The sequence below is a fragment of the Pseudomonas sp. 05T35 genome (assembly GCF_056396605.1).
In genome coordinates this window covers 1-3265 of record NZ_JBFTLU010000481.1, presented here as the reverse complement: position 1 = coordinate 3265, position 3265 = coordinate 1, and the positions used below count along the sequence as shown (strand labels likewise).

Here is a 3265-nt window from a genome sequence, read left to right as displayed (position 1 = left end):
TAGCAGCACTTGCAGGTGATAGATGGTTTCGAGCGCCGGCGAAGTCACCCGCACGCTGCCGCCATAGCTGATACGGCACAGGTCGAGGCTGGCGAATTTACGGTGATTGAGACTGGCCTGAGGGCTGCCACTTCCGGGCAAGCGGATGCAATGGTTGCCCACGTGCTGATTGACGTAGCCCGACACCGCATAGGGGTCGGCCTGCTCAAACACTCTGCTGCGCTCACTTAATAGATGCGCTTGCATAACCGCTCACTCTGGTTGTGATTATCGGCTGCGGTGCGGGTGCTATAGGGCTCGCACCTCAGAAAAACCGGGCCTGGCCATTCTATGCGAGCCGCCGCAAAGCGGAAGGCCACGAGATAAACGGTCTGTTATCCCGTGGCCTGGGCCAGCGCTGATCAGTCTTCCAGCGCGCGCACTCGCTCGTGACGGTGTTGCTCTTGCGGTTGCGCCGACGACTGCAGAGTGAAATCGAATTCGATCTCGGCAAAGCGGCCGCTGACGCCGTGCTCGCGTGCACGCTGCTGATCGTCACTGAAGGTGATTTTGGCGATCAGTTCATCGCGAGTGGCGTAGGCGAAATCGTCGTGCAGGTACTTGTCACCGTCCAGGTTGATCTGGGTGGTCAGGTGGCGATGATCATCCGCCGAGATGAAGAAGTGAATGTGCGCCGGGCGTTGGCCATGGCGACCCAGTTGATCAAGCAGTTGCTGGGTCGGACCGTCCGGTGGGCAGCCGTAGCCCGACGGCACGATGCTGCGGAAGCGATAGCGACCTTCGGCATCGGTGACGATCCGCCGACGCAGGTTGAATTCAGACTGGCTGCCATCGAAGTACGAATAGGTGCCGCCGGTATTGGCGTGCCAGACATCCACCACGGCGCCGGCCAGCGGCTTGCCATCAGTGTTCTTGACCTGGCCCTGCATGAACAGCACCACGCCCGGGTCAACGCCGTCGTCCAGCCGCGCTTCGCCGTTGGACAGCGGTGCGCCGGCGACATACAGCGGGCCTTCGATGGTGCGCGGGGTGCCACCGGTTTTACCGGCCTGCTCGTCTTCGGCATCCATCAACAGGTCCAGGTAGTGTTCCAGGCCCAAGCCGGCAACCAACAGGCCCGCCTCTTGGCGCGCGCCCAGTTCGTTCAGGTAGTTGACGGCCTTCCAGAACTCTTCCGGGGTCACTTCGAGGTCTTCGATGATATTCACCGTATCACGCAGAATGCGGTAGATGAGCGCTTTGGCACGTGGGTTGCCAGCGTCGTTGAGCAGACCACTGGCGTCCTCGAGAAACTTCTGTGCGCTGGCAGTGTGGGAAATTTTTGCGTTCATGATTAATCCTCATCTTGTATTTATTAGAGTACAGAACTGGCAGACAACGGCTCAGCGATCATCCTCATGAATAGAGGAAGGATGCCTGCACATAGCGTTCACTTCGATAGCCATGTAGGGGTAAAGCGGCAGTTGCATCAGCAGGTCGTGCAATTCCTGCACGCTGTCGACGTCGAACACGCTGTAATTGGCGTAAAGCCCGGCAATGCGCCACAGGTGGCGCCACTTGCCCTGTTGCTGCAGGCGCTGGGCCAGGGCCTTTTCGTCGGACTTGAGCCGAGCCGCGCGCTCCGGGTCCATATCGACCGGCAGGTTCACGGTCATCTTTACGTGGAACAACATGCTGTTCTCCTCAGACGGAATGAATGGCAGTGGAGGTTTTGTCGCGGCGGAAAAACGCCAGCCGCTCTTCGTCCAGGCTCAGGCCAAGGCCGGGGGCCTGCGAAACATGCAAATGGAAATCGCGGTAAACCGGCGGCTCGCTGAGGATGTCTTCGGTCAGCAACAGCGGGCCGAACAGCTCGGTGTCCCAACTCAGCTCGTTCAACGTGAGGAAGGCATGAGCCGAGGCCAGCGTGCCGATCCCGCCCTCAAGCATGGTGCCGCCGTACAGGCCGATTCCTGCCGCTTCGGCAATTGCCGCGGTACGCAGCGCTGCACGGGGGCCGCCGTTCTTGGCGATTTTCAGTGCGAACACCGAGGCGGCGCCTTCGCGCGCCAGGTTGAACGCATCTTCCACGCACTCGATCGACTCGTCCGCCATGATCGGCGCCGGGCTCATGGCGTTCAGGCGCACCATGCCAGCACGGTTGTTGCGCGAAATCGGCTGTTCGATCAGGTCAATGCCGTTGCCGCCGAGAATCCTGCAAGCCCGCAGTGCGACTGCTTCGTCCCACGCCTGATTAACGTCGACGCGCACGCTTGCGCGGTCGCCCAAGGCTTTTTTGATCGCAATGACGTGGGCCAGGTCGCGGTCGACTTCGCCGGCACCGATCTTCAACTTGAAGATCCGGTGACGACGCAGGTCGAGCATTTGTTCCGCTTCGGCAATGTCCTTGGCGGTATCGCCGCTGGCCAGTGTCCAGGCCACTGGCAGCGAGTCACGTACACGGCCGCCGAGCAGCTCACTGACCGGAAGCCCAAGGCGTTTGCCGTGAGCATCGAGCAACGCGGTTTCGATGCCGGATTTGGCAAAGGTATTGCCGCGAATACTGCGCTCCAGGCGCAACATCGCTGCGTTGATGTTGCACGCATCCTGCCCCAGCAGCAGCGGTGCAAAGTGCTTGTCGATGTTGGTCTTGATGCTGTCCGGGCTTTCGTTGCCGTAGGCCAGGCCACCGATGGTGGTCGATTCACCGATGCCTTCGATACCGTCGGCACAACGTACGCGGATGATCACCAGCGTCTGATTCTGCATGGTGTGCATCGCCAGCTTGTGCGGGCGGATAGTCGGCAGATCGACGATGATCGTCTCGATCGATTCTATGGCGGAAGAAAGCATTTCGATACCCGTCAGGTTCTTGAAGTTCTGTGACGGATTCTCGTACGGCTTTTTTCAGGGTTCCAATATAGAATTGGTCTGGATCGATACCTTAAAGGTATTCACCATCGTCGACTGTGGAGGGCTCATGGAGCTGCGTCATCTGCGTTACTTCCAGGTGCTGGGTCAAACCCTGAATTTCACCCGCGCCGCCGAACGCCTGCACATCGCCCAGCCACCGTTGAGCCGGCAAATCCAGCAACTGGAGGATGAACTCGGGGTGGTGTTGCTGGAACGCGGCAGGCCATTGCGTCTGACCGAAGCCGGGCGGTTTTTCCTTGAGCACTCCAGCGCCCTGCTTGAGCAACTGAGCAAGGTCTGCGACAACACCCGACGTATCGGCCTGGGCGAAAAGACCTGGCTGGGTATCGGCTTTGCCCCTTCGACCCTGTAT

At 59.9% G+C, this 3265-nt stretch carries 5 protein-coding genes; 1 reads left to right on the top strand and 4 read right to left on the bottom strand.

Going from position 1 to position 3265, the window contains the following annotated elements:
* From AC1DH9_RS25655 to AC1DH9_RS25640, 4 genes are all read right to left on the bottom strand, one after another.
* Nucleotides 1–246, bottom strand: a 246-nt coding sequence (locus tag AC1DH9_RS25655; protein ID WP_477809027.1) for an AraC-like ligand-binding domain-containing protein, incomplete at its 3' end; no start/stop codon positions are given.
* Nucleotides 247–401: 155 nt separating this feature from the next.
* A complete protein-coding gene (catA, locus tag AC1DH9_RS25650) occupies nucleotides 402–1331 on the bottom strand; it encodes a catechol 1,2-dioxygenase (RefSeq protein ID WP_427537579.1) in 930 nt (309 codons plus the stop codon).
* 51 nt (nucleotides 1332–1382) lie between these two features.
* The gene (gene catC / locus AC1DH9_RS25645; RefSeq protein ID WP_054597129.1) at nucleotides 1383–1673 is read right to left on the bottom strand and encodes a muconolactone Delta-isomerase; all 291 of its coding nucleotides are present in this window, start codon (nucleotides 1671–1673) and stop codon (nucleotides 1383–1385) included.
* Between the two features lie 10 nt (nucleotides 1674–1683).
* The gene (locus tag AC1DH9_RS25640; protein WP_427537582.1) at nucleotides 1684–2832 is read right to left on the bottom strand and encodes a muconate cycloisomerase family protein; all 1149 of its coding nucleotides are present in this window, start codon (nucleotides 2830–2832) and stop codon (nucleotides 1684–1686) included.
* 127 nt (nucleotides 2833–2959) lie between these two features.
* Here AC1DH9_RS25640 and AC1DH9_RS25635 point away from each other — a divergent pair.
* On the top strand, nucleotides 2960–3265 hold a 306-nt coding region (locus AC1DH9_RS25635), incomplete at its 3' end, for a LysR family transcriptional regulator (protein WP_477809026.1).

Bases quoted from the DNA above. Each gene is read 5' to 3' on its own strand.
- catA (WP_427537579.1), bottom strand. From the start codon at position 1,331: ATGAACGCAAAAATTTCCCACACTGCCAGCGCACAGAAGTTTCTCGAG.
- catC (WP_054597129.1), bottom strand. From the start codon at position 1,673: ATGTTGTTCCACGTAAAGATGACCGTGAACCTGCCGGTCGATATGGAC.
- AC1DH9_RS25640 (WP_427537582.1), bottom strand. From the start codon at position 2,832: ATGCTTTCTTCCGCCATAGAATCGATCGAGACGATCATCGTCGATCTG.